24 protein-coding genes and 1 pseudogene are annotated in these 23,112 nt (G+C 66.1%); 7 read left to right on the top strand and 18 right to left on the bottom strand.

Going from position 1 to position 23,112, the window contains the following annotated elements; translation table 11 throughout:
- The first annotated feature begins 12 nt into the window (after positions 1–12).
- Positions 13–1,983, top strand: coding sequence for a peptidase U32 family protein (locus H162_RS0105350; RefSeq protein WP_020652422.1), 1,971 nt, complete (start codon positions 13–15; stop codon positions 1,981–1,983).
- A gap of 43 nt (positions 1,984–2,026) precedes the next feature.
- On the opposite strand, the gene H162_RS0105345 is transcribed toward H162_RS0105350, so the two are convergent.
- From H162_RS0105345 to mltG, 14 genes are all read right to left on the bottom strand, one after another.
- On the bottom strand, positions 2,027–2,725 hold the full coding sequence (locus tag H162_RS0105345) for a glutathione S-transferase N-terminal domain-containing protein (protein WP_020652421.1): 699 nt from the start codon (positions 2,723–2,725) through the stop codon (positions 2,027–2,029).
- 148 nt (positions 2,726–2,873) lie between these two features.
- The gene (gene wrbA / locus H162_RS0105340) at positions 2,874–3,473 is read right to left on the bottom strand and encodes an NAD(P)H:quinone oxidoreductase (RefSeq protein ID WP_026354258.1); all 600 of its coding nucleotides are present in this window, start codon (positions 3,471–3,473) and stop codon (positions 2,874–2,876) included.
- A gap of 160 nt (positions 3,474–3,633) precedes the next feature.
- On the bottom strand, positions 3,634–4,473 hold the full coding sequence (locus H162_RS0105335) for a PEP-CTERM sorting domain-containing protein (RefSeq protein ID WP_020652419.1): 840 nt from the start codon (positions 4,471–4,473) through the stop codon (positions 3,634–3,636).
- A 458-nt stretch (positions 4,474–4,931) separates the two neighbouring features.
- A complete protein-coding gene (lpxO, locus tag H162_RS0105330) occupies positions 4,932–5,831 on the bottom strand; it encodes a lipid A hydroxylase LpxO (protein ID WP_020652418.1) in 900 nt (299 codons plus the stop codon).
- Positions 5,832–6,004: 173 nt separating this feature from the next.
- Entirely contained in the window at positions 6,005–6,232 is a 228-nt protein-coding gene (locus H162_RS0105325) for a DUF6139 family protein (RefSeq protein WP_020652417.1), read from the bottom strand.
- Between the two features lie 110 nt (positions 6,233–6,342).
- Positions 6,343–6,543, bottom strand: a complete 201-nt coding sequence (locus H162_RS0105320; protein WP_026354256.1) for a hypothetical protein — start codon at positions 6,541–6,543, stop codon at positions 6,343–6,345.
- Positions 6,544–6,749: 206 nt separating this feature from the next.
- Entirely contained in the window at positions 6,750–7,658 is a 909-nt protein-coding gene (locus H162_RS0105315) for a class I SAM-dependent methyltransferase (protein ID WP_020652415.1), read from the bottom strand.
- A gap of 115 nt (positions 7,659–7,773) precedes the next feature.
- Positions 7,774–8,448, bottom strand: a complete 675-nt coding sequence (locus H162_RS0105310; RefSeq protein WP_020652414.1) for an ankyrin repeat domain-containing protein — start codon at positions 8,446–8,448, stop codon at positions 7,774–7,776.
- A gap of 3 nt (positions 8,449–8,451) precedes the next feature.
- A complete protein-coding gene (locus H162_RS0105305) occupies positions 8,452–9,234 on the bottom strand; it encodes a TatD family hydrolase (protein ID WP_020652413.1) in 783 nt (260 codons plus the stop codon).
- A gap of 47 nt (positions 9,235–9,281) precedes the next feature.
- Positions 9,282–9,800: a GNAT family N-acetyltransferase gene (locus H162_RS0105300; protein ID WP_020652412.1), complete on the bottom strand. Its 519-nt coding sequence runs from the start codon at positions 9,798–9,800 to the stop codon at positions 9,282–9,284.
- An 18-nt stretch (positions 9,801–9,818) separates the two neighbouring features.
- Positions 9,819–10,196, bottom strand: a complete 378-nt coding sequence (locus H162_RS0105295) for a PilZ domain-containing protein (RefSeq protein ID WP_020652411.1) — start codon at positions 10,194–10,196, stop codon at positions 9,819–9,821.
- A gap of 10 nt (positions 10,197–10,206) precedes the next feature.
- Complete coding sequence (locus H162_RS0105290) at positions 10,207–11,220, bottom strand: DNA polymerase III subunit delta' (protein ID WP_040786505.1); 1,014 nt, start codon at positions 11,218–11,220, stop codon at positions 10,207–10,209.
- 2 nt (positions 11,221–11,222) lie between these two features.
- Entirely contained in the window at positions 11,223–11,837 is a 615-nt protein-coding gene (gene tmk, locus H162_RS0105285; protein ID WP_020652409.1) for a dTMP kinase, read from the bottom strand.
- The gene (mltG, locus tag H162_RS0105280; RefSeq protein ID WP_026354255.1) at positions 11,834–12,832 is read right to left on the bottom strand and encodes an endolytic transglycosylase MltG; all 999 of its coding nucleotides are present in this window, start codon (positions 12,830–12,832) and stop codon (positions 11,834–11,836) included. The genes tmk and mltG overlap by 4 nt, the downstream gene beginning before the upstream one ends.
- 120 nt (positions 12,833–12,952) lie before the next feature.
- Here mltG and ygfZ point away from each other — a divergent pair, with 120 nt between their 5' ends.
- The 3 genes from ygfZ to H162_RS0105265 are packed head-to-tail and all read left to right on the top strand — an operon-like array spanning position 12,953 to position 15,051.
- Positions 12,953–14,011 carry a CAF17-like 4Fe-4S cluster assembly/insertion protein YgfZ gene (ygfZ, locus tag H162_RS0105275; protein ID WP_020652407.1) on the top strand — a complete coding sequence of 353 codons (1,059 nt, stop codon included), beginning with the start codon at positions 12,953–12,955 and terminating at the stop codon, positions 14,009–14,011.
- A gap of 3 nt (positions 14,012–14,014) precedes the next feature.
- Positions 14,015–14,299 carry a DUF4936 family protein gene (locus tag H162_RS0105270; RefSeq protein ID WP_020652406.1) on the top strand — a complete coding sequence of 95 codons (285 nt, stop codon included), beginning with the start codon at positions 14,015–14,017 and terminating at the stop codon, positions 14,297–14,299.
- A complete protein-coding gene (locus tag H162_RS0105265) occupies positions 14,290–15,051 on the top strand; it encodes an NRDE family protein (protein ID WP_020652405.1) in 762 nt (253 codons plus the stop codon). The genes H162_RS0105270 and H162_RS0105265 overlap by 10 nt, the downstream gene beginning before the upstream one ends.
- Positions 15,052–15,087: 36 nt before the next feature.
- On the opposite strand, the gene H162_RS0105260 is transcribed toward H162_RS0105265, so the two are convergent.
- From H162_RS0105260 to H162_RS0105250, 3 genes are read right to left on the bottom strand one after another with little or no spacing between them, the layout of a single operon-like run.
- A complete protein-coding gene (locus tag H162_RS0105260; RefSeq protein ID WP_020652404.1) occupies positions 15,088–15,996 on the bottom strand; it encodes an SDR family oxidoreductase in 909 nt (302 codons plus the stop codon).
- Between the two features lie 28 nt (positions 15,997–16,024).
- The gene (locus H162_RS0105255; RefSeq protein WP_020652403.1) at positions 16,025–16,807 is read right to left on the bottom strand and encodes an SDR family oxidoreductase; all 783 of its coding nucleotides are present in this window, start codon (positions 16,805–16,807) and stop codon (positions 16,025–16,027) included.
- Between the two features lie 29 nt (positions 16,808–16,836).
- Positions 16,837–17,139, bottom strand: coding sequence for a Dabb family protein (locus tag H162_RS0105250; protein WP_020652402.1), 303 nt, complete (start codon positions 17,137–17,139; stop codon positions 16,837–16,839).
- A gap of 298 nt (positions 17,140–17,437) precedes the next feature.
- Here H162_RS0105250 and H162_RS0105245 point away from each other — a divergent pair, with 298 nt between their 5' ends.
- The 3 genes and pseudogenes from H162_RS0105245 (at position 17,438) to H162_RS30160 (ending at position 20,844) form a co-directional block, all read left to right on the top strand.
- Positions 17,438–19,138 carry an MFS transporter gene (locus H162_RS0105245; protein ID WP_026354254.1) on the top strand — a complete coding sequence of 567 codons (1,701 nt, stop codon included), beginning with the start codon at positions 17,438–17,440 and terminating at the stop codon, positions 19,136–19,138.
- Between the two features lie 136 nt (positions 19,139–19,274).
- Positions 19,275–20,236 (top strand): annotated as a pseudogene (locus tag H162_RS30165) (IS1595 family transposase).
- A 110-nt stretch (positions 20,237–20,346) separates the two neighbouring features.
- Positions 20,347–20,844 carry a hypothetical protein gene (locus H162_RS30160; RefSeq protein WP_020652400.1) on the top strand — a complete coding sequence of 166 codons (498 nt, stop codon included), beginning with the start codon at positions 20,347–20,349 and terminating at the stop codon, positions 20,842–20,844.
- A 51-nt stretch (positions 20,845–20,895) separates the two neighbouring features.
- Here the strand turns inward: H162_RS30160 and H162_RS0105230 are convergent, their stop codons facing one another.
- Positions 20,896–22,986 (bottom strand): 3-hydroxyacyl-CoA dehydrogenase NAD-binding domain-containing protein, encoded by a 2,091-nt coding sequence (locus H162_RS0105230; protein WP_020652399.1) that lies wholly within the window; start codon positions 22,984–22,986, stop codon positions 20,896–20,898.
- Between the last annotated feature and the right edge of the window lie 126 nt (positions 22,987–23,112).

The raw sequence follows: 23,112 nt of genomic DNA, 5'->3' as shown, positions 1-23,112 counted from the left end.
AGGAATGCTCCCATGTCCCTTCTCGACCACCAGCTCGAACTGCTCGCGCCCGCCAAGACCGCCGAGATCGCCCGCGAAGCCATCCTCCATGGCGCCGACGCGATCTACATCGGCGGCCCGGCCTTCGGCGCCCGCCACAACGCCAGCAATCCGCTCGAGGACATCGCCAGCCTGGTCGAGTTCGCGCACCGCTACCGCGCGCGCATCTTCGTCACCATGAACACGATCATGCACGACTCCGAGCTCGAGCTCGCGCGCCGCCAGATCCGGCAGCTGTACGACGCCGGCGTGGACGCCCTCATCGTCCAGGACATGGGCCTGCTCGAGATGGACCTGCCGCCGATCCAGCTGCATGCCTCGACCCAGTGCGACATCCGCACCGTCGAGAAGGCGAAATTCCTGGGCGCCGTCGGCTTCTCGCAGCTGGTGCTGGCGCGCGAACTGACCGTCGAGCAGATCCGCAAGATCCGCGCCGAGGTCGACACCCCGCTCGAATACTTCATCCACGGCGCGCTGTGCGTGGCCTTCTCTGGCCAATGCTACATCTCGCACGCCGACACCGGCCGCAGCGCCAACCGCGGCGACTGCTCGCAGGCCTGCCGCCTGCCCTACACGCTCAGCGACGGCCAGGGCCGCGTGGTGGCCTACGAGAAGCATCTGCTGTCGATGAAGGACAACGACCAGAGCAGCAACCTGGAAGCGCTGGTCGACGCCGGCATCCGTTCCTTCAAGATCGAGGGCCGCTACAAGGACATGGGCTACGTGAAGAACATCACCGCCCACTACCGCCTGCTGCTGGACGAGCTGCTCGAACGCCGCCCCGGGTTCACGCGCGCCTCGAGCGGCGAGACCCGCGTGCAGTTCACCCCCGACGTCGACAAGAACTTCCACCGCGGCCACACCGACTACTTCGCCCAGGGCCGCCAGCAGGACATCGGCGCCTTCGATACGCCCAAGTACGTGGGCGTGGAGCTGGGCACGGTCACCAGGCTGGGCGGCGACCACTTCGACCTGCTGACCACCGCCCCGATGGCCAACGGCGATGGCCTGAACTACATGCACAAGCGCGCCACGGTCGGCATCCAGGCCAACCGCGCCGAGAAGCTGGGCGAGGACGAGGAAGGCCAGCGCTGGCGCGTGTTCCCGAACGAGGCGCTGGCCACCCTGCCGGGATTCAAGGCCGGCACGGTCATCCACCGCAACCGCGACCACCAGTGGGAAGCGGCCCTGAACAAGAAGTCCTCGGAGCGCAAGGTGCGCCTCGACCTGCTGCTGGCCGGGCATCCGACCGGCCTGCGCCTGTCGATCGTCGACGAAGACGGCATCGCCAGCGACACCAGCGCCGACATCGCCCTCCAGCCGGCCCAGCAGGCCGCCCAGGCCGAGGCCGCGCTGCGCGCCAGCCTGGCCAAGCTCGGCAACACGATGTTCGAGGCCGGCCGGGTCGAGCTCGCGCTCGACCAGCCGTGGTTCGTGCCGGCGGCAAGCATCAACGCCCTGCGCCGCGACGCCATCGCGGCCCACGAGGCGGCGCGCCTGGCGGCCTGGGAGCGCCCGCCGCGCAAGGCGCCGGCGGAGCCGCGCGCCAGCTATCCGGAAACCCAGCTCAGTTATCTCGCCAACGTCTACAACGAGAAGGCGCGCGCCTTCTACCGGAAGCATGGCGTGCAGCTGATCGATGCCGCCTACGAGTCGCACGAGGAGCCGGGCGAGGTGTCGCTGATGATCACCAAGCACTGCCTGCGCTTCTCGTTCAACCTGTGCCCGAAGCAGGCCAAGGGCGTCCAGGGCGTGCAGGGCCAGGTCCGCGCCGAACCCATGACCCTGGTCAGCGGCGACGAGCGCTACACCCTGCGCTTCGACTGCAAGCCGTGCGAGATGCACGTGGTCGGCGCGATGAAGCCGGGCATCCTCAACTCGCCGCCGCCCTCGGCCGTGCCCTACAGCCCGCTGGTCTTCCACCGCCAGCGCCCGCGCGCCTGAGGACCCTCCGCGCAGGCCAACGGCGCCCTGGCCTTCAGGGCGCTCAGGCCGGAATCTTCAGGCCCCTGGCGACCGCCGGACGCTCGCGGAAGCGCTCCAGCGCCGCCTGGACGTGGCTGAAATCCTGGATGCCGACCAGCTCGCCGGCATCGTAGAAGCCGACCAGGTTGTTCACCCATGGGAAGGTCGCGATGTCGGCGATCGTGTAGTCGTCGCCGGCGATCCAGCGCTGCCGGGCCAGCTGCTGCTCGAGCACGCCCAGCAGGCGGCGCGACTCGTGGGCATAACGGTCGCGCGGCCGCTTGTCCTCGTATTCCCTGCCCGCGAACTTGTGGAAGAAGCCGACCTGGCCGAACATCGGTCCGACGCCGCCCATCTGGAACATCAGCCACTGGATCGCCTGGTAGCGGGCGGCCGGGTCCGCGGGCAGGAACTGGCCGGTCTTCTCGGCCAGGTAGACCAGGATCGCGCCGGACTCGAACAGGGGGAGCGGCTTGCCGCCGGGCCCATCGGGATCGATGATGGCCGGGATCTTGTTGTTCGGATTCAGCGACAGGAAGGCCGGCGAGGTCTGGTCGTGGGTCGCGAAGTCGACCTTGTGCGCCTCATAGGGGAGCCCCGTTTCCTCGAGCATGATCGCTACCTTGACGCCATTAGGCGTCGGCAGCGAATACAGCTGGAGCCGGTCGGGATGCCGGGCGGGCCATTTCTTGGTGATGGGAAACGCGGACAGGTCGGTCATGGTCGTGGCTGGAAAGTTGGCGGGGAAGTTGCGCCCTGTCGCGCGGAACAGGGGCGGCCCGGCCCGCGGCCGGGGTGCCTGCAACAATAACAAAGTCCGGCAAGATTTGCCGCACCGCCCCGCTGTTACCCACCCGCCGCAGCCGCGCTCAGCCGAACAGCTTGTTGGCCGTGCGCGCGATCAGTTTGCCCTGGTGGCGCGCGCCGCCCAGTTCGAGCTCGGTCGGCTGGCGCTGGCCCTGGCCGCCGGCGATGGTGGACGAGCCGTAGGGGCTGCCGCCCACGATCTCGTCCAGCGTCATCTGCGGCTGGTAACTGTAGGGCAGGCCCACCACGGTCATGCCGAAGTGCAGGAGGTTGGTGATGATCGAGAACAGCGTCGTTTCCTGTCCGCCGTGCTGGGTGGCGGTGGACGTGAAGGCGCCGCCGACCTTGCCGTTCAGCGCGCCGCGCGCCCACAGGCCGCCGGTCTGGTCCAGGAAGGATGCCATCGGCCCCGCGATCCGGCCGTAGCGCGTCGGGGTGCCGATGATGATCGCGTCGTAGTCGGCCAGTTCGTTCGGCGTCGCGACCGGCGCGTCCTGGTCATACTTGAAGTGGTTCTTCCTCGCGATTTCTTCGGGGACCGTCTCCGGCACCCGCTTCAGGTCGACCGTCGCCCCGGTCGAGCGCGCGCCCTCGGCGACCGCATTGGCCATCGTTTCAACGTGTCCATAGGTCGAGTAATACAGCACCAATACCTTTGCCATTGTCCTGCCTCCATTCGGTGGGTGATCACAGTTGTTGCACCGACAGCATAGAGCCAATCCCGACAATGCGTCCACCCGTGCCGCCTCCCCCAAAAGACAACACCCTGCAGGCACGGGCTTGCAGGGTGTCGTCGCGCCAGGACCAGGCTGGCAGGGAGTATCAGTTCTTCCGGCGGCGGCGCAGGGTGACGCCCATGCCGAACATTGCCAGGCCCATCAGGGACAGGGCGCCCGGTTCCGGCAGGACATAGGCCTGGCCCGGATCGTCGACACGTGCGCCAACGATGTTGGTGCCGCCGTTCCAGTTCTGGTTGTAGTGGTAGCTGTTCTTGAAGCGCAGGTCGCGGTTGCCCAGCAGGGTGTGGAAGTAGTTCGAATCCAGCTGGTTGGCCCACAGGCCGCCGGCGCTCTTGTCGATCGAGGCATACGAATCGGCGAAGCCGCTGAAGTTGCCGCTCACCGGAACGGTGGTGCCGACGATGGTGTTGGTCTTGCTGCCGAGATCCATGCCGGTGTCGAAGTACAGGCGGGCCAGGAAGGTGCCTTCGGTGAAGCCTTTGGCGCAGTTCCAGCCGCAGCGCACCCCATCGTCCTTGATGTTGATCGTGGACTTCTTGTAGATGTCGGTGTCGCGCCAGTAGAGATCCATGAAGCCCTTGGTGGCAGGGAACGGATTGGTCGCCGACGCTTCGCCGCGCTCGATGCCGTAGAACATGCCGGTCACCTGGCCGCCGCTGAAACCGTTTCCGTAGAAGAAGTCGCCGTTCGGATCGATGCTGTCGTTCGGCTTGGCGACGCTGCCCTTTTCCATCGTCGACATGACGAACACACCCCAGTTGATCTCCTTCGAACCGGCGTAGGTGGTGGCGCCGTTGATGGCGATCTGCTCCTGGCCGGAATACTTCAGGTACACCGGGCCTGGCGGCAGGAGCGAGGCAGGGACGGCAAGCGCGCCGGTACTCATGGCGGCGCCGAATGCGAGGGCGAGGACCTTCTTCATGATTTCTCCCAGTCTAGGAAAGTGTTGTTGTGCCTTACCTATAGCAATCGGCGTGCCAGCAAACCCTGCGCTCGCGCCAAGTCATTGAATTCATGCATGTTTTTGTCTATTGCGTAGAACCGTCGGCGAGTAAATACGTATGTGAAATTGACTAATGTAAAGATTTCCGACACGAAATCTGCCATGGTCGGGGACCAAACATATTGTTGACGGGTAGAAGCAGGTGGCTATACAACAAATTACTGTTCGACAAGACAGAAAGCTTGGGAACCGGGCAATTTTATTGGTGTAAGAAAAGCCGACATCGACCGCAGGCAGCAGTCACCGTGGATCGAGGATGGCGCGGCAGGAGCGTGGAAGGCGCCCGGAGCCGGGCCGCGTGAAGTGATCGCGGAGCGCCGCCGGACAAGGAGGTCCAGGCGGTCCCCAGGCGCGCAGGAGGGGCGCGCCGTCTCGTGTCAGATCCAGTAGATCAGCGCACCCAGGCCGACGATCAGGGCCACCCTGGTCGCGTTGTAGGCGGTCTTGTTCCAGGCCTTGTAGCGGCGGCGGTACTGGCCCATGTAGAAGGAGATGCGGAACATCTTGCTGACCGTGCCGACCTGGTCGCCGGTTTCGTTCGGCGAGGCGGCGGCGGTCATCATGGTGCGGCCGAGCCAGCGGTTGACCGCCTGCATCCAGCGGTAGCGCATCGGACGCTCGACGTCGCAGAACAGGATCAGGCGATCGCTGTCGCTGCCGTTGATGGCCCAGTGGATATAGGTTTCGTCGAAGACGACGCCCTGCCCGTCGCGCCAGCTGTAGCGCTCGCCGTCGACCTCGATGAAGCAGCGGTCGTCGTTCGGCGTCGCCAGGCCCAGGTGGTAGCGCATCGACCCGGCGAACGGATCGCGGTGCGGGTTCAGCTTGGCGCCCGGCGGCAGTTCGGCGAACATGGCGGCCTTCACCGACGGGATCGATTGCAGCAGCGCATAGGTCTGCGGGCACAGGCGCTCGGCCGAGGGATGGCTGGCGTCATACCACTTCAGGTAGAAGCGCTTCCAGCCGCTCTTGAAGAAGGAATTGAAGCCGGCGTCGTCGTTCTGCTCGGCCGCCTTGATCTTCTTCAGTTCCAGCATGCCCAGGCCTTCGGCGCGGATCACTTCCCAGTTGTCCTGCAGGCGGGCCAGGTCCGGGAATTCGCTCAGGGGAATATAGGGCGTGCTCGGAACCTTCGAGAACTTATGCATGAAAATATTGATCGGCGCCATGAACGACGAGTGGTCGAACAGCTGGCGACGGAACGGAAGGCGGACCCGTCCGCGGAAATGGATGTGCAGGATGGAGAGAAGATAGAAACCCACGACTGCCCACTTCATCACGTCCTCCGTCACAGCCGGAATACCGGCTCGTATGCTTGATCAAGGACGCAGAATACCACAACGGCCACCTGGCCGTGGAGGCTGGGGTCGGTTTGACAAGACGGCATTGGCGCCGAAAACGACTCTTCCGGCGCCTTGCAGCCCGGCAGGACGCCAGGCGGAAGAGACGCTCAGTGCATCACGGAGGTCATTGCATACCCTTTTTCGGCGATCTGGCCATTCAGGTTGTTGATGTCGAAGTCCGGCAGATGGCTGGCGTCGTCCTCGACCTCGAAGGCGCGCGCCTCGATTTCCCAATCCGTATTCGTGGCCTCTTCAGGAATGTTCCTGGCTTCGGGCACTGCCAGGTACGAAAACTTGCCATCGCTTTCTGCTCTGCGGTAAATGTCCAGTCGCATAGTCTTTTCCTCTAGTCAAAACCTTTTCCCAGGATGGGAAGAGGCAGGTCTACGGTAGAAGATCAAGGTGCTGCCGTCTGTTAATTGGCCCACACTCAACCGAGCGCAGCCTAGCGCCCGGGCGAATAGCCCAGCACCCGGGCCGGCAGCAGGACGATGGCGCGCAGCAGTTCGAACACGGCTTCGACGCCGATGCCCAGCAGGCGCAGCGGCAACAGGATCAGCCAGACGAGCGGGTACAGCACCAGGGCCAGCAGCGCGATGGGCCAGCACAGGAACAGCAATAGCAACCATACCAAAAAACTCAGCATCGTAGGCTCCATGTCGAAAAAAACGTCGGCAGGAGTAATGTAGGCGCGCTGGCTGCTGGGCTCAAACCGCTTGCGATGGATGGCGGAAAAGGCGGGGTGAGTGGTTGAAAACCGCGCCTGGGCGGGGACGCCGGCGGGGCCGTGCCGCCGCGCCGGGGCGGCGCCCTGCGGACGGCGCCGCAGGCAGGGCCGCCAGGCGGCGGCGATCAGGCAAACGCCGCCATCTGCTGATGCTGGTTCACCAGTTCCGCCCGGATCGACGCCTGCAGCGACGGAATCGAACCGCCCGCCCGGTAGTGGAAGGCCACCCGCAGCAGGTCGCCCGCCTGCACCCGCACCGGATTGGCCAGCGGCAGCGTCATGTAGTGGTTCAGCCAGTCGATCGTGGCCGACTGCTCCTGCACCACGGCCAGCACGTTCTTGGTGATGAAGCGCATGGCGTTCAGGGTGCCCGCCTTCTCGATCAGCATCGAGCCTTCCCAGGCGATCTGCATGTCGACCGGCTGGCTGAAGTCCATGATGCTGTACACCGCCGGCTGGGCCAGTTCGACGGTGCCCGGATACACGACCCCGGTCTCCTGGAACTGCACGATCGGCGCGTGGAAGCCTTCGAAGTCGTACTCCTGCTCCAGGGGCTGGGCCGCCATGATCGCCGCCTCGGGCAGGAACACCGGCAGCGGGCCGCCGAAACGCGCCAGGTAGCGGCGCTTGAAGGATTCCATCACCTCGACCTGCTTCTCGCGCAGCATGCCGACGTGGATCATCTCGCAGATCACCACGTCCACCGGCTCCGGCGGCAGGTAGTCGAAGGCGTCGGCGTGGATCACCTCGACCCGGTGGCCGTTCGGATTGATCGCCAGGAAGCGGCGCGCCTCGCGCACCATGTCCGGGTTGTATTCGACGCAGTACACCCTGGAGGCCTGCTGCGCCGCGAAGAACGACAGCACCCCGGTGCCGCCACCCAGCTCCAGCACCCGGGCGCCCGGGCGGACCGCATAATGGATGGCGGACTTGAAGCTGTGCATCCGGTTCTGGTCCATCAGCATGTTGTGATGGTAGTGCACGGGAATGAACTGCCCCAGGTAGCAGCTTTCGATTTCGCGTTCGTTCAGCATGTTTGTCCTTGTCGTACGTGTTTGTAGCGTACGAGCATTATGGACAAGCTTGCATCGGGTCGAAGCGTGGAGCTGGCGGGTGTTTGCCGTCCAGTTCCCGGCGGTGCCGCGGCAATCAGCGCTTGAAGCCCGAGATCGCCTTCGCGACCGCTTCCTGGCCGGCCCTTTCCGCGATCTGGACCGCGGTCAAGCCCTCGCTGTTCTTCAGCCCCGGCTGCGCGCCGCGCGCCAGCAGCAGCAGCGCGGTCGATTCCTGGCCTTCGCGCGCCGCCATCATCAGGGGCGTATAGGCGCCGCTGGCCGGCGGCGACACCGCTTCCAGCTTCGCGCCGCGCGCCAGCAGGAGCTTCGCGATCTCGGCGTCGCCGCCGGCGGCGGCGTAGTGCAGCGGCGTCCAGCCGGCGCGGTTGACGGCGGCGCCCTTCGCCAGCAAGGCCTGGACCGCCGGCATGTTGCGCTTGAAGGCGGCCATCATCAGCGCCGTATTGCCGTTCACCGCCTTCGCGTCCACGTCCGTGCCCGGATGCCTGAGCAGGACGTCCAGCACCCGCATCGACCCTTCGCGCACGGCCAGCACCAGGGCCGGCTCGCCGCCCACCGGATTGATCTCGTTGGCGTTGACCTCGGTTCCGACCATGGCCTGCACCCTCTTCGCGTCGTCGATCTGCACGGCGCGGAAGAAGGAGGCCACTTCGGACTCGGTCGGCGCCTCCGCGTGGGCGAAGGCGGCGCAGCCCGCCAGCAGCCCGGCGGCGAGCAGACGGCGGCGAACGGAAAAAGGCGTGGACATGGCTCAGCTCCTGGCGGCCTGGAACAGGTTGAAGAAGTTATCGCTGGTCTGCTGCGCCACGTCGCGCAGCGAGACGCCCTTGAGGGTGGCGATGAATTCGGCCACATGGGCGACATAGCCCGGCTCGTTCATCCTGCCGCGGAAGGGCACCGGCGCCAGGTAGGGCGAATCGGTCTCGATCAGCATGCGCTCCAGGGGCACCGCCAGCGCGACCGCCTGCAGCTCCCTGGCGCTCTTGAAGGTGACGATCCCCGAGAACGAGATATAGAAGCCCTGGGCCATCGCGGCCTGGGCCACCTCGAGCGACTCGGTGAAGCAGTGCATCACGCCCGCCACCCCGCCCGCGTCCGTGCCTGCGCCCTCTTCCCGCATGATGCGGATGGTGTCGGCGCTGGCGGCGCGGGTGTGGATGATCAGCGGCTTGCGGGTCTCGCGCGAGGCGCGGATATGGGTGCGGAAGCGTTCGCGCTGCCACTCGAGGTCGCCCTCCAGGCGGTAGTAATCGAGGCCGGTCTCGCCGATCGCGACGATCTTCGGATGGTCGGCCAGGTCGACCAGCTGCTGCACGGTCGGCTCCGGCGTGTCCTCGTAGTCGGGATGGACCCCGACCGACGCGAAGATGTGCGGGTATTGCTCGGCCAGCGCGAGCACCTGGGGAAAGTCCGGCAGGTCGACCGAGACGCACAGGGCGTGCGTCACCTTGTTCTCGGCCATCTTGGCCAGGATCTCGGGCATCCGGGTCGCCAGTTCCGGGAAATTGATATGGCAATGGGAATCGATGAACATCCCGGCATTGTACCGGAGGCGGGAGGCGCCCGCCGCCCGGCGGCGCGTCAGGCCACGCGCTTGCCCAGGATGATCAGGTCGCGCTCGATGCCGTCGAGATTGGCCACGCGCGGCAAGTGGGCCCAGGTGTCGAAGCCGTACTTGCCGAACAGCGCCAGGCTGGGCGCATTGTGGCCGAAGATGAAGCCCAGCAGCGTATGCACCTCGACCTGCGGCGCGAAGGCGATCGCCAGCTCCAGGCAGTAGCGCCCCAGGCCCTTGCCGCGCGCCTTCTCGGCGATATAGATCGACACCTCGGCCGTGCCCGAATACGCGGGGCGGCCATAGAAGTTCGAGTAGGACAGCCAGCCCAGCACTTCCGGATGCCCGCTGCTGTCGCCGGCGTCGTGGATCACCCACAGCGGACGGCGCTCGGGCGTATGCTCGGCGAACCAGGCTTCGCGCGACTGCACGGTGATGGGTTCGGTGTCGGCGGTGACTTCGCGCGAGGCGATGGTGGAGTTGTAGATGTCGACGATGACCGGCAGGTCGTCGCGTCGGGCCAGGCGGTGGACGTAGGACGGCATAAAGCAGATAAGGGGTAATTACAGGGTATGGGTGGCGCGCGACGAACGCAGCGCCGCGCCGAGGATCTCTTCGATGCGCAGCCTGGCGCGCTGCCCGGCTTCGTCCGCCGGGAAATGCACGCCGATGCCCTGCGCCTTGTTGTTGTTCGCGCCGGCCGGGGTGATCCAGGCGACCTTGCCGGCGATCGGGTACTTGTTCGTGTCTTCCATCAGCGACAGGATCAGGTAGATCTCGTCGCCGATCTTGTACGGCTTGTTGGTCGGCACGAACATGCCGCCATTCTTCAGGAAGGGCATGTAGGCCGCATACAGCGCGGCCTTTTCCTTGATCGCCAGCGACAGGACGGACGGCCGCGGAGCCTGCGGTGCGTTCGGGTCTAGTGTATTGGCGCTCATCGGCATCCTTTCATGTGCAGCAAGAAGTGTACTCAAGCAACATGTCTTCGACAAATAATTTTGCCGAGAGCGGATGGTCGGCCACCGCGCGCCGCTCGCTCGTTCCCTTGATGGCCCGCATCAGGCTGGCGGTGTGCACCCTGCCGGCCAGGGCCGCCAGCTCCTTCTGGTAGCGCGGGAAATAGCGGATATTCCCCGACAACTTGTACGAAAACACATCGTAGAGCCAGCGCTGGGTCCACGCGACCAGGGCCGGCAGCTCGGCCTTGGCGAGCTTTTCGGCGGTGCGCAGCGCCCCATCCGTGCTCGGGCGGGCCAGGAAATGCAGCAGCGCTTCCATCTCTTCGCGGCTGCCGCCCTCCGCTTCGGCCAGCGCCGCCAGCGGGGCGCCGCCCTGCTCGCGCAGCCAGCTGTCGGCGTCCGCCACGCCCTGCTCCTTGAGCCAGGCCAGGGCCTCGCCATGCGCGGGCATGGGCAGCGCGAACTTGCGGCAGCGCGACAGGATCGTCGGCAGCAGCCGGTCCAGGCTGTTGGAGGCCAGCAGGAACACGGTGCCGGGCGGCGGCTCCTCGAGGGTCTTGAGCAGCGCGTTCGAGGCCGGCATGTTGAGCGCCTCGGCCGGGTACAGCACCACCACGCGCAAGCCCTGGCGGTGGGTCGAGATGTTCATGAAGTCGGCCAGCGCGCGGATCTGCTCGATCTTGATGTCCTTCGACGGCGCCTTGGTCGACCTGGCCTTGCCCTCGCCGCCCTCCTCGCCATCCGGCGCTGGCTCGTCCTCGAGCGCTTCCGGGCGCACCCGGCGGTAGTCGGGATGGTTGTGCTGGACGAACCAGCCGCAGGAAGCGCATTCCCCGCAGGCATGGCCATCGGGGCGCACGTTCTCGCACAACAGGGACTGCGCAAAGGTTTCGAGGAAATCGGCCTTGCCGGTCCCGGCCGGGCCATGGAACAGGATGGCGTGCGGCAGGCGTTCGCGCATCTGCTGCAGTTGGGTCCACGCGGCCTGCTGCCACGGATACATCGTCACAACAATTTCTCCAGTACTTCGGCGAGTCGGGCGCGGGTGGCCTCGATCGACCGGGTCGAATCGATGACGGCCATGCGGTCCGGATCCTCGGCCGCGCGGCGCAGGTATTCGTTGCGGCAGCGTTCGAAGAAGTCGGCCTGCTCGCGCTCGAACTTGTCGAGGGTGCGGGTGGCGTCCAGGCGCTCGCGCGCCACCTCGAGCGGCACGTCGAACAGCAGGGTCAGGTCGGGCTGCAGGCCCGGATGGACCCACTGCTCCAGCGCTTCCATTTTAGCGCGCGCCAGGCCGCGCCCGCCGCTCTGGTAGGCGAAGCTGGCGTCGGTGAAGCGGTCCGACAGCACCCAGTTACCGAGCGCCATCTGCGGCGCGATCAGCTGGGCGATGTGCTCGCGCCGGGCCGCGAACATCAGGAGCGCCTCGGTTTCCAGGTGCATCTTCTCGTGCAGCAGCAGCTCGCGCAGCTTTTCGCCGAGCGGGGTGCCGCCGGGTTCGCGCGACGACACCACGGTCTTGCCGCGCGCCGCCAGGAAGTCGGTGACGAAGCCGATGTGGGTCGACTTGCCGGCGCCGTCGATGCCTTCGAGGGTGATGAATTTGCCGCGCACGGTCATTGGGTCATCCGCCGCTGGTACTGGTTGACGGCCCGGTTGTGGTCGTTCAGGTTGTCCGAGAACTGGCTGGTGCCGTCGCCGCGCGCGACGAAGTACAGCGCCGGGGTCTTAGCCGGCTCCAGGGCCGCGCGCAGCGACTGCAGGCCCGGCAGCGAGATCGGCGTGGGCGGCAGGCCGCCGCGCGTATAGGTGTTGTACGGGGTGTCGGTTTCCAGGTCCTTCTTGCGGATCTGGCCGTCGAAGCGCTCGCCCATGCCGTAGATCACGGTCGGGTCGGTCTGCAGCAGCATGCCGGTGCGCAGGCGGTTCACGAACACGCCGGCGATCATGTTGCGCTCGCTCTTCTGGCCGGTTTCCTTCTCCACGATCGAGGCCATGATCAGGGCCTCGTAGGGATTCTTGTACGGCAGGGACGTGTCGCGCGCCTCCCAGGCCCGCTTCAGGTGGTCCAGCATGGCCTGGTGGGCCTTGCGGTAGATATCGAGCTCGGACGTGCCTTTGGCGAACAGGTAGGTGTCCGGGAAGAACAGGCCTTCCGGGTCCTTGTAGTCGGCCGAGATCTTCTCCATCAGTTCCTTGTCGCTGAGCTTGATGGTGTCGTGCTTGAGGCGCAGGTGCGCCGCCACCGCCTGGCGCATCTGGCGGAAGGTCCAGCCTTCGATGATCGTGATCGCTTCCTGGGCGAACTCGCCGCGCACCAGCTGGGTCAGCAGCTGGCGCGGGCTCGTGTTCGGCTTGAGCTCGTAGCTGCCGGCCTTGATGCGCGAAGCCTGGCCGGTGAGGCGCGCCAGCAGCGCGAACAGGTAGCGGTTGACCGGCACCCCGGCGCTGGCCATCTGCTGCGCGGCGGCGCCCGCCCCGCTGCCCGGGTTGACGGTGAATTCGATCGCGGGTTCGGCGGTGGTCAAGGGATGCTTGGCCCACCACGAGAAACTGCCGACCGCGACGATCGAGACAACGACGCCGGCGACAACGAGTTTTTTAATTAGTGCCATGTGGTTTTGCGTGGAATGCGCCGTGTCCGGCGCGTTTTTCCTGACAACTCTATAATGAGGCCGTAATAATAAAGCCTAATTGCAAAAATAGAAGCCGTTTATAGAAGCCATTTTGGACTTATGAGCAACTGGACAGACCACCTTTCCGCCCTTGGCGCCCGTTTCCATGTCGATGAAGCCACCCAGGTCGAGGATTTCGGCCGCGTGCTGACACCCGGCGATCTCGCCGCCGGCTTCGTCGCCCCGGTCACCGACCTCGGCCTCATTGCCGTCGCCGGCGACGATGCCGCCGGTTTCCTGCATAACCAGCTGACCAACGATGTCGAGCACCTCGGGCTGGCGGAAGCCCGCCTGGCCGGCTATTGCACCCCGAAAGGCCGCCTGCAGGCAAGCTTCCTGATGTGGCGCGATGCCGATGCAGTGTACCTCCAGCTGCCGCGCGCCATCCAGGCGCCGCTGCAGAAGCGTCTCTCGATGTTCGTGCTGCGCTCCAGGGCCAAGCTGCGCGACGCCACCGGCGAAGCGCCCTTCCAGGCCGTGCTCGGCCTGGGCGGCGCCAGGGCCGAAGCGCTGCTGCGCCGCCATGTCGACACCCTGCCCGACGCACCCTACGGCAAGACCGACGGCACCTTCGGCACCGTGCTGCGCCTGGCCGACGCCTTCGGCGCGCCCCGCTACATGTGGCTGACCTCGGTCGACACGGCGGGCGCCGCCCTGCCCGCGCTGGGCGCCGAACTCGCGCTCGGCGGCAACCAGGCCTGGCGGCTCTCGTCGATCCATGCCGGCGTGCCGCAGGTGACCCTGGCGACCCAGGAGCAGTTCGTGCCGCAGATGGTCAATCTCGAACTGCTGGGTGGCGTGAACTTCAAGAAGGGTTGCTACCCGGGCCAGGAGATCGTCGCACGCAGCCAGTATCTTGGCAAGCTCAAGCGCCGTACCGCCCTGGCCAGCGTGGACGATGCGGCGGCCCGTCCGGGCGACGAAGTATACTCGGCGGCCGATCCGAGCCAGCCCTGCGGCATGGTCGTCAACGCCGCGCCGAACGGCGCCGGCGGCGCCGACGCGCTGGTCGAGATGAAGCTGGCCGCGCTCGACGAGGAAGTGCATCTCGGCTCGGCCACCGGACCGCTGCTGCGCTTCCAGCCCATGCCCTACGATCTCGATCCGCTCGACATCTAGGCGATGGTCGATCTCTACGTTTACTACAAGGTGCGTGACGGCGACGCCGCGCGCCTCGCCCCGCTGGTGCGGGAGATGCAGCAGCGCCTCGCCGATGGCGAAGGCGTGCGGGCGGAGCTCAAGCGCCGGCCCGGGGCGAAGGACGGCCTGCAGACCTGGATGGAAGTCTATCCGGCGGTCGGCGACGGCTTCGCGCCTATCCTGGAACAGGCCGCCGCCGGCCTGCTCCCCTACATCGAAGGCCCGCGCCGGGCCGAAGTCTTTACGGATCTGATCCCATGTGCCTGATCGTCTTTGCATGGCAGGTGGTTCCCGGCGTTCCCGTGATCGCCGTGGCCAACCGCGACGAATTCTACGACCGGCCGGCTGCGCCGGCAGCCAGCTGGCCCGACCATCCGCATGTCATCGCCGGCCGCGACCTGCAGGGCGGCGGCAGCTGGATGGGCGTGTCGCTCACCGGCGCCAACGGCCCGCGCTTCGCCGCGCTGACCAATATCCGCGCCCCGGGCGAGCGGCGCCTCGACGCCCCGTCGCGCGGCGCGCTGGTGGCCGATTTCCTCAAGGCCGACCTCGACGCCGCCGCGTACGTGGCGAAGCTGGCGGCCGAGCCCGACCTGTACAACGGCTACAACCTGGTGCTGGGCGACCGCGACACCCTGTACTGGTACTCGAACCGCGGCGGCGGCGATCCGCGCAACGGCCGGCCGCTGGAACCCGGGCGCATCTACGGGATCTCGAACGGCTTGCTGGATGCGTCCTGGCCCAAGGTCCTGCGCACCAAGGCCCAGTTCGCGAGCCTGCTGTGCCAGGGGGCGCCGGAAGACGCCTATTTCGAGATGCTGGCCGATACCACGCGTGCGCCCGACCTGCGCCTGCCGGAGACCGGGGTGCCGATCGAGGTCGAGCGCATGCTGTCGCCGGTGTGCATCGAGTCGCCGGGGTATGGGACCCGCACCTCGACGGTCGTCAAGCTGTACCGGGATGCGGAACCCGAGCTGCATGAGCGTATCGTGCAGCCGCAGGCGGAAGCGGTGGCCTGAGCGAGGCGCCGAAGCGGGCGGCGGCGAAGCGACTCGCTATCGCCGCCTCTTGATCCCGGCCTTGAGCAACTCCCTGATCTGCGGCGTCGCCGCGTACGGATCCGCCGGCGACCGCGCATGCACGATGGCGTCGAAGCGCTCTTCCACCGCCCCCAGCGCGTGCGGATGGGAATAGATATAGAACTGCCCCTGCCGGATCGCGTCGAAGGTCAGCCGCGCCACATCCTCCGCCGACAGCTTGCCCGATCCGACCGCCTTCTCGGTCAGCGCCTGCGCCGCCTGCTGGCTGGCGGTGATGCTTTCCTCGCTCAGCAGTTCCTCGGGCCGGTGCCGGTGCGAGTGGGCGATCCCGGTCGGCACGAAATACGGACACAGCACCGACGCCCCGATCGGCGCGTCGACCAGCTGCAAATCGTGGTGCAGGGTCTCGCTCAGCGCCACCACCGCATGCTTGGACACGTTGTAGACCCCCAGCGCCGGCGCGTTCAGCAGCCCGGCCATCGAGGCCGTATTCACGATATGCCCCTGGTAACCCCGATCGGCCGCGGCGCACTCGAGCATCACGCGGGTGAACACGCGCACCCCATGGATCACGCCCCACAGGTTCACGCCCAGCACCCATTCCCAGTCCTGCTCCGAATTTTCCCAGACCAGCCCGCCCACCCCGACGCCCGCATTGTTGAACACCAGGTGCACGGCGCCGAAGCGCGCGATCGCCGAATCGGCCAGTTCCTGTACATGCGCGCCCTTGCGCACGTCGCACACCATGGCCAGCACCTCGACGCCCCGGTGCAGCAGCTCGTCGGCCGCATGCTCCAGCGCCTTCGCCTGGACGTCGGCCAGCACCAGCTTCATGCCCAGCCCGGCGGCCTCGTTGGCGAACTCGCGGCCGAGGCCGCTAGCCGCACCCGTGATGACCGCGACCTTGCCGCGAAACTCCTTCATCGCATCTCCCCAAGTGGAACGGATTCGTTCAGACCGCGGATACGCCTCCATCGACAGCCAGGATCTGTCCGGTAATGTGCTTGCCGGCGTCGGAGGCGAACAGCACCACCGCGCCCTTCAGGTCCTCGTCGTCGCCCAGCCGGCCCAGCGGCGCTTCGCTGGCCAGCTTGTCCTGGCCGAAGGCGGCCAGCACGCCCTTGGTCATCTTCGACGGGAAGAAGCCCGGCGCGATCGAATTGACCGTGATGCCGTGGCGTCCCCATTCGCCCGCGAGGGTCCTGGTGAAATTTACCACCGCGCCCTTGGAAGTGTTGTACGCGAGGGTCTGCATCATGCCCGGCGGGTTGCCGGCCAGGCCGGCGATCGACGAGATGGTGATGACGCGGCCATGGTGGCGCGGGATCATCGACAGCTTGCCGACCCGCTGCGTCACGAGGAAGATCGCGCGCACATTCAGGTTCATCACCTTGTCCCAGGCTTCCAGGGGATAGTCCTCGGCCGGCGCGCCCCAGGTGGCGCCCGCATTGTTGACCAGGATGTCGACATGGCCGAGCCGGCGCAGCGCCTCGTCGACGAAGGCGTTCACCTGCGCTTCATCCGACAGGTCGGCCGCGATCGCCACGGCCTCGATGCCGCGCTGCGCCAGGTGGGCCACGGCCTGGTCCAGCTCTTCCTGCTTGCGCGACGAGATCACGATCCGGGCGCCCTGCTCGCCGAGCGCCTCGGCCATCTGCAGGCCGAGCCCGCGCGAGCCGCCGGTCACGATGGCGGTCTTGCCTTTCAGGGAAAACAGTTCCTGGGTAGTGCGCATGCTGTCTCCATGGTGATTGGTATGACGGTTCAGATCTCGTAATCCATGCACTGGCGCCCTTCGCGGATGGCGCCGATGAAGGGCACCAGGGCCTGGTGGGTCGGGTGCTTCGCGTAGGCTTCGAGCGCGGCCTTGTCGGCGAACTCGGAATACAGCACGACATCGTAGGTCGCTTCCAGGCCCGGCTGGGCCAGCACCACCTCGAACTTGAGGATGCCGGGCACGATGTGGGCGCATTCGTCGAGGCGGCGCTTCATCTCGCGCGCATTGGCGGCGCGGTCCGCGCCCTCGGCCTGTTCCTTGAGTTTCCACATCACGATATGTTTGATCATTCTTCTTCCTTAAAAATCTTGTCATGGCCACCAGGGCCGATCGAGAATAGCACGGTTAAGTACGGTCGTTCGAAAAATTAATCAAAAGGCATATTACACCTTATAGGAGCTTCCTTCCGAGTGAAAGAGGCATTGTCCGACACAGCAGCAGGGTGGACGAGAGGCCTCTTGTCAGCTTCATGTAAGTTTGGAGCAAGAATCGCGTAAGGTTCGAGGAACACACTCGCTCGCAGCTGACCCTAAATCAGCATTTTGGCAACTTCCATCCGGTAACACAAATACTATACGGAGACACAACATGGCTATCACACCCGGCATGACCGCCGGAGGAAAAGCTGCACCATCCTCCGCCGGACTGACCAAGGAAGAAAAAAAGGTCATCTTCGCTTCTTCCCTCGGCACCGTATTCGAATGGTACGACTTCTACCTCTACGGTTCTCTCGCTGCCATTATCGCCAAGCAATTCTTCATCGGCGACCCCACCACCACCTTCATCTTCGCCCTGATGGCCTTCGCGGCCGGTTTCATCGTGCGTCCGTTCGGCGCGCTGGTGTTCGGCCGGCTGGGCGACATGATCGGCCGCAAGTACACCTTCCTGATCACCATCCTGATCATGGGCGCGTCGACCTTCCTGGTCGGCCTGCTGCCGAGCCATGCGCAGATCGGCATCGCGGCGCCGATCATCCTGGTCAGCCTGCGCATCCTGCAGGGCCTGGCGCTGGGCGGTGAATATGGCGGCGCGGCAACCTATGTGGCCGAACATGCGCCGGAGGGCAAGCGCGGCTTCTTCACCGCCTGGATCCAGACCACCGCGACCATGGGCCTGTTCCTGTCGCTGCTGGTGATCCTGGGCGTGCGTACCGCGATCGGCGAAGAGGAGTTCCAGGCCTGGGGCTGGCGTATCCCCTTCCTGGTGTCGGTGATCCTGCTGGGTATCTCGGTGTGGATCCGCCTGTCGATGAACGAGTCGCCGGCCTTCGCCAAGATGAAAGCCGAAGGCAAGACCTCGAAGGCGCCGCTGACCGAAGCCTTCCTGAAGCCGAAGAATGCCAAGATCGTGATCCTGGCGCTGGTCGGCCTGACCATGGGCCAGGCGGTGGTCTGGTACACCGGCCAGTTCTACGCGCTGTTCTTCCTGACCCAGACCCTGAAGATCGACGGCGCCACCGCCAACATCCTGATCGCGATCTCGCTGCTGCTGGCGACCCCGTTCTTCATCTTCTTCGGCTCGCTGTCGGACAGGATCGGCCGCAAGTGGATCATCCTGGGCGGCTGCCTGATCGCCGCGGCGACCTACTTCCCGATCTTCAAGGCCATCACCCACTACGGCAACCCGGCCCTCGAAACCGCGATCCAGACCTCGCCGGTGGTGGTCGTGGCCGATCCGAACACCTGCAGCTTCCAGGTTGACGCCACCGGCACCAAGAAGTTCCCGTCCTCCTGCGACATCGCCACCCGCATGCTGACCGCCGCCTCGGTGAGCTACAACCGCATCGACGCCCCGGCGGGCACCGTGGCCGCCATCAAGGTCGGCGACAAGGAATTTACATCCTTCAACGCCGTCATGACGCCGGATAACCTGAACTTCGACGCCGCCAGCAAGGCCCGCGAAGCCGCGCTCAAGAAGGAAGTGAGCGGGGCGCTGAAGACCGCCGGCTATCCGGAAAAAGCCGATCCGGCAGCCATCAACAAGCCGATGCTGGTGCTGCTGCTATTCATCCTGGTGATCTACGTGACCATGGTGTACGGCCCGATCGCGGCCATGCTGGTCGAGATGTTCCCGACCCGCATCCGCTACAGCTCGATGTCCCTGCCTTACCACATCGGTAACGGCTGGTTCGGCGGCCTGCTGCCGACCACGGCCTTCGCGCTGGTGGCCTTCAAGGGCGACATCTACTATGGCCTGTGGTATCCGATCGTCGTCGCCCTGATCACCTTCGTGATCGGTGCGCTGTTCGTGCGGGAGACCAAGGACAACAATATCTACGCGCAGGACTAAAGCCGTCCCTGCAACGAAAAATGCCGCTGGGAACAGCGGCATTTTTTTTGGCGCTGTCACCATTGCCTGTTGGTCCGCCATGAACTGTTGAGCTTTTGCCTGGTCCAACGCCTATCGCATCGAGGGCGGAGGCAGGATGAAGGCGGCGAGTTTCAAGAGGTGGCTGAAACGGTTGCCCGGGCTGACCCGGCCCCAGCGGGCACAGGTGCTGCAAGCCCTGCGTCCGGCCGTCGGCCTGGACCGGGTCGTCGAAGCGATCGCGCAGGCCAGGGCGGCCCGGCGCTGCTGCCCCGCCTGCGCAAGCAAGCGTTGCCACCGGCACGGCCATGCCGATGGCTTGCAGCGCTACCGCTGCCGCCAGTGCGGGCGCACCTTCAACGATCTCACCGGCACGCCGCTGGCGCGGCTGCGGCACCGTGCGAAATGGCCCGACTACCTCGACACGATGCTCGACTCGAAGTCGGTCCGGGCGGCGGCCAAGGCGGTGAATGTGCATCGGAACACCAGTTTTCGCTGGCGCCACCGCGTCCTGCACCTGGCCAAACTCGACCGGCCAAGCAGTTTAAAAGGCATTGCCGAGGCCGACGAAATGTTCCTGCTCGAATCGCAAAAGGGATCGCGCACGCTCGATCGTCCTGCGCGCAAGCGGGGCGGCGTGGCCAGGCGGCGCGGCATCTCGCGGGAACTCGACTGCATCCTGGTGGCACGCGATCGCACGGGGCAGACCGTCGACTATGTCACGGGACGCGGACCGGTCACCACCCGCCAGCTGCACCAGCATTTGCGGCCGGTGCTCGATCCCGAGGTCCTGCTCGTGACCGACCCGCACGCCGCCTACCGCGCCTTTGCCCGGGAAGCCGGCATCGCGCATCACGCCGTCAACCTGCGCGCCGGCGAGCGGCTGCGTGGCGCCATCCACGTGCAGAACGTCAACGCCTACCACGGCGCTTTCGCGAATGGCTGGCGCGCTTCCACGGGGTCGCGTCGCGCTACCTGCCCAACTATCTCGGCTGGCAATGGGTGCTGGACGGCGGGCGCATCAGTTCAGCAGAGCAATTTCTCCGGGCCGCGATCGGACTCTTCCATATGCAACGGTGACAGCGCATTTTTTTTGGCGCAGTTCAATCTATGCAGGGTAAATTGAGTATTTACGTCGACATGCGAAAATCGACAGTCCGTTGTTGACTATATGTTATCCAGGAGGATGTATGCGCACCAAGCTCACCGTCACCATCGCCGTTGCCTACGCGCTATTGCTGGCGTGGCAACATTTCAATGGCGGCGTCCCGGCGCACCACCTGCTTGCCCGCGCGGACTTGCCATCGATATCGAACTGGTGGGGACTGGTCAGCTTGCCGCTACTGGCGTGGCTGGCGCTGGGCCGGATCGAACGCCGGCAAGAGGACGCCGATCCGTCGCCTGCGGGAGGATTCACCTGCGCCCTGCTGTTCGGCGCCCTGCTCGCCTTCTTCTTCGCCATGGGCCGGGGCGACATGTGCGAGTACCTGGTCCAGGGCCTGCCCCTGATCGCCCTGCTGTACCCGGTCTACCGCGCCGAATGCGTGCTGGGCTTCGTGCTCGGGATGACCCATACCTTCGGGCCCGTGCTGCCGATCGTCGCCGCCGCGATCTTCGCGCTGGGAGCCTACGTGCTGTTCCACGGCATCCGGCTGCTCGGCGCGCGCGTGCTGCGCCTGAAGCGATAGCCGGCGCCATCCGCCGCCACGGGATGCGGGCGACGGATGAGGATCACCAGATCAGCCGTTGAAGCCCTTGCCCTCGGCCGCCAGGCGCGCCAGCAGCGGCGCCGGCTTCCACGCCTCGCCATGGCGCCCGCGCGCATACTGTTCCATCGCGGCCAGGACCTTGGGCAGTCCCACGGTATCGGCATAAAACATCGGTCCGCCCCGGTGCAGCGGGAAGCCGTAGCCGGTCAGGTAGACCATGTCGATATCCGACGCCCGCAGCGCGATGCCTTCCTCCAGGATCTTCGCGCCCTCGTTCACCAGGGCGAACACCAGCCGCTCGACGATCTCCTGGTCGGAGATCTCGCGCCGCGCCAGGCCGATGTCGGCCGAGTGCTGGACGATCATGTCGTCGACCACCGGCGAGGGCCGGGCCTTGCGCTCGCCCGCCTGGTAGTCGTACCAGCCGGCGCCGGTCTTCTGCCCGAAGCGCCCCTGTTCGCACAGCAGGTCCGCGGTCTTCGAATAGGCAATCGCCGGCGACTCGATTGCGCGGCGCTTGCGGATATACCAGCCGATGTCGTTGCCGGCCAGGTCGCTCATGCGGAACGGCCCCATCGCGAAGCCGAAGCGCTCGATCGCGTGGTCCACCTGCTGCGGCAGCGCCCCTTCATCCAGCAGGAAGTAGGCCTGGCGCAGGTATTGTTCCAGCATGCGGTTGCCGATGAAGCCGTCGCATACGCCCGCGACCACGCCGGTCTTCCTGATCTTCTTCGACAGCGCCAGCGCGGTGGCCAGCACGTCCTTGCCGGTCCGCCGGCCGCGCACGATTTCCAGCAGCTTCATCACATTGGCCGGGCTGAAGAAATGCAGGCCGATCACGTCCTGTGGACGGCCGGTGAAGCCGGCGATCCGGTCCAGGTCCAGGGTCGAGGTGTTCGAGGCCAGGATGGCGCCCGGCTTCATGACCCGGTCCAGCTCCCGGAACACGGCTTCCTTCACGCCCATGTCCTCGAACACGGCCTCGATCACGATGTCGGCTGCGGCGATCTCCGCATACGACAGGGTGCCGCGGATCAGGCCCAGGCGCTGTTCCAGCTTTTCCGGCGCCAGCTTGCCCTTCCGGACGGTGTTCTCGTAGTTCTTGCGGATCGTGGCCAGGCCCTTGTCGAGCGCTTCCTGCTGCGTTTCCAGGATCGTGACCGGGATGCCGGCATTCGCGAAGTTCATCGCGATGCCGCCGCCCATGGTGCCGGCGCCGACCACGGCCGCGCTCGCGATGCTGCGCACCGGCGTCTCCGAGGGCACGTCCGGGACCTTGCCGGCGGCGCGTTCGGCCATGAACGCGTGGCGCAGCGCCTTCGATTCCGGGGTCTGCATCAGGTGCAGGAAACGCTCGCGCTCGAACTTCAGGCCTTCCTCGAAATCCTCCATCGTCACCGACGCGGCCACCGCCTCGACGCATGCCAGCGGCGCCGGGAACGGGCCGGCCATCGCCTTCACGGTCGCGCGCGAGGACTGCAGGAAGGCCGCCGGATCGGGATGCTCGACCTTGCGGTCGCGTACCTTCGGCAGGGGCCGCACATCGGCGACTTTCCGCGCGAACCCGACCGCCGCGCCGACCAGGTCGGCGCCGGCGGCGAACATCTCGTCGAACAGCGCCGTTCCCGCCAGCTTGTCGGACAGCACCGGCGCGCCCGAGACGACCATGTCCAGCGTCGTGTCCAGTCCCAGCAGGCGCGGCAGGCGCTGGGTGCCGCCGGCGCCCGGCAGCAGGCCCAGCTTGACTTCGGGGAGCGCGATCTGCGCGCCCGGCAGCGCCACCCGGTAGTGGCAGCCCAGCGCCAGCTCCAGCCCGCCGCCCATGGCGACGCTGTGGATCGCGGCGACCACCGGCTTCGACGCGTTTTCGACCACCCGGATCAGGGAATGCAGGGTCGGTTCGGTCAGCGCCTTCGGCGAATTGAATTCGCGGATGTCCGCTCCGCCGGAAAACGCCTTGCCCGCGCCGGTGATCACGATGGCCCTGACGGCGTGGTCGGCTTCGGCCCTGTGCACACCGTCGACGGCGGCGCTGCGGGTCGCGAGCCCGAGGCCGTTCACCGGCGGGTTGTTCAGCGTGATGACGGCCACATCGCCGTGGACCTGGTAGTCGGCGCTCATGTCTCTTTTCTCCTTGTTGGGTTGAACTGACTATCCGACAACTATACCCGAATTAAAAGAACGGCCGTCTTATTTTCCGCCGCCCCTCGGCCCGGGAACAAGGCTTGCCCACTGTCGAACGGCGGG

Origin of the sequence: Massilia niastensis DSM 21313, from assembly GCF_000382345.1 — a bacterium.
GTDB classification, from domain to species: domain Bacteria; phylum Pseudomonadota; class Gammaproteobacteria; order Burkholderiales; family Burkholderiaceae_D; genus Telluria; species Telluria niastensis.
The sequence above is the reverse complement of the archived record's forward strand: the minus strand, read 5'-3'. Positions and strand labels throughout refer to the sequence as shown.